This window comes from Streptomyces sp. NPDC047081 (genome assembly GCF_040643775.1).
Taxonomy (GTDB): domain Bacteria; phylum Actinomycetota; class Actinomycetes; order Streptomycetales; family Streptomycetaceae; genus Streptomyces.
The window spans coordinates 1-1,829 of record NZ_JBEYUY010000073.1; the positions used below are offsets into that span (position 1 = coordinate 1).

General features: G+C 50.1%; 3 protein-coding genes. 2 read left to right on the forward strand and 1 reads right to left on the reverse strand.

Annotated features, from left to right (window positions below):
* The first annotated feature begins 170 nt into the window (after positions 1-170).
* Together ABZ848_RS49475 and ABZ848_RS49480 are read left to right on the forward strand one after the other, a co-directional pair.
* Positions 171-383 carry a hypothetical protein gene (locus tag ABZ848_RS49475; RefSeq protein WP_360843719.1) on the forward strand — a complete coding sequence of 71 codons (213 nt, stop codon included), beginning with the start codon at positions 171-173 and terminating at the stop codon, positions 381-383.
* Positions 358-543: an AbrB/MazE/SpoVT family DNA-binding domain-containing protein gene (locus ABZ848_RS49480; protein WP_360843722.1), complete on the forward strand. Its 186-nt coding sequence runs from the start codon at positions 358-360 to the stop codon at positions 541-543. Before ABZ848_RS49475 ends, ABZ848_RS49480 begins: the two co-directional genes overlap by 26 nt.
* Positions 544-710: 167 nt before the next feature.
* Here ABZ848_RS49480 and ABZ848_RS49485 read toward each other — a convergent pair whose 3' ends face one another.
* A complete protein-coding gene (locus ABZ848_RS49485) occupies positions 711-1,430 on the reverse strand; it encodes a hypothetical protein (RefSeq protein ID WP_360843725.1) in 720 nt (239 codons plus the stop codon).
* Positions 1,431-1,829: the final 399 nt, after the last annotated feature.

Sequence of the window (1,829 nt, forward strand, 5' to 3'; positions counted from 1 at the left end):
GACTACCCTTCTGCCCCTCCCCACCTTGCAGCCATCGGCTACGCCATCGAAATGGCTACGGACCAGATATGCCAATACTGTGGTCGGCACCCAGCACGTGAAGAGGTCAGGGATGGCTGGGTCTGGAAGCTGTGTGAGCGCTGTATCAAGACCGGCGCCGGACTGAGGAAATGACGGATAAACAAGATATGGTTTCGGTCACTGCTGAAGCAGAAAATGGTGCCGGCGAACTAGTTATCGAGATGTCTCAAGCTGCGCTGCAAGCTCTCGGAGCAAAACCTGGTGACCAGCTGGTATGGCGTGTTGGTGATGAGGGCAAAATCATTGTCAAGAAACGCGAAATTCAGAGACTGAGAAATGACGAAGAAGAGCTGGACAGTTGAGTGCTTAGATGCGGGTGACGGAAGCGGCGACGTGATCGTTGAGCTGCCACAGGATTTTCTGGACGAGATGAATCTAAAAACCGGAGACACGCTAGACTTTGCAATAGACGAAGCCGGCATCATTATCATGACAAAAAAGCCTGAGCCTGACCCCAAATGACGCCTTGGAGGCGTGTCCACCAGCACCCAAATCGAAGCCCGAAAACCCGGTTTTTCCAAGCTCTCAGGCGGTTTTGGGAACAAGTTGCATACAGGTGTGGGCGTATGTGGGCGAGTAGCTCACGGTGACACCCGATTACACACCCATTTACACCCATTTCTTCACGATCAGCCAAAAACGCTCTTCTTCATTTCGTTGAAGATGTCTGCGCCTTCCAGCGCTGCGTTCCTGCCCTCGATGTCCCCTGTAATCTTCTTGTAGCCGATGCCTCTGCTGTCTAGAGCACAGCCCAAGGCTGTCCAAGCTGCTCGCATGTCCAAAGCCTGCTGGATCGAGTAAAGATCAGTGCCTTTTTGGTTCGTCAGGCTCATGTAGCGAAGCAAGTCTTCACAAATTTCGATGATTCGTGCGCTGATCGCTTCGCTTGAAGCTCTGTCAGCTAGTGTGCTACTGCCCTCGCCTTCGATTTGAGGTTTTGGTGCAGGCTGCTTGCCGTTCATGACGTTCTTGATCATGCCAGGCTGCACTTCGATCAGCGTGCTGATGATGCCGCTGAACTCGCCGACCTTGGCCAGTGGGTCGCCCATTTCGCTGCGCGTTTTCAGGAGTGGGTAGCCGCCCAGTTTTCCTGATGCAGCATGCTCGATGTACGCCTTTTCGATCAGACGCAGCTGACGTGAGCGCCAGTCTTCAAATTCTTCAGCCTTTTCCTTGGGAATTTCGGGATGCTGGATAGGTTCACCGAGCGTGAACGATGCGACTTGAACTGTTGTACTTTTGCGTACGCCACGGAGCGGTTTTCCTTCTGCATCGAAAGCCTCGACTGATGCAGAAACGGATTTAAGAACTACTACTTTGTCGCAATATTGAGTCAGACGAATATACATAACACCCTCTTGTTATTGTTGTATTTGAATTATATATATAACAGAGAGCAATATAAACGCGGCATTTAAAAAAATGCCCATCAGTAAATAAGCGCAAGCAAAAAACGAGCTGGTTATTGCATAGAAATTTATAGATTTACATTACAAAAAGGCATGACCCAAACTAGATGAACACTTAATGTAAAAACATACTCATAAAGAGTGCAAACAAAGACACAGGTGTAACGACAACCTAACAATCGGTAGAATAGGCTGGTTTGGTGCGCCAGATGCGCCCGCCGTGACCCAAAAAGGAATTCCGCGCAATGTCCTCCCTCTCCGCCCTGCTCAATACCTACCGCAATGCCTCTGTCACCGAACGCGAAAAAGGCACCTACTTCGAGGAACTGATTTGCGCCT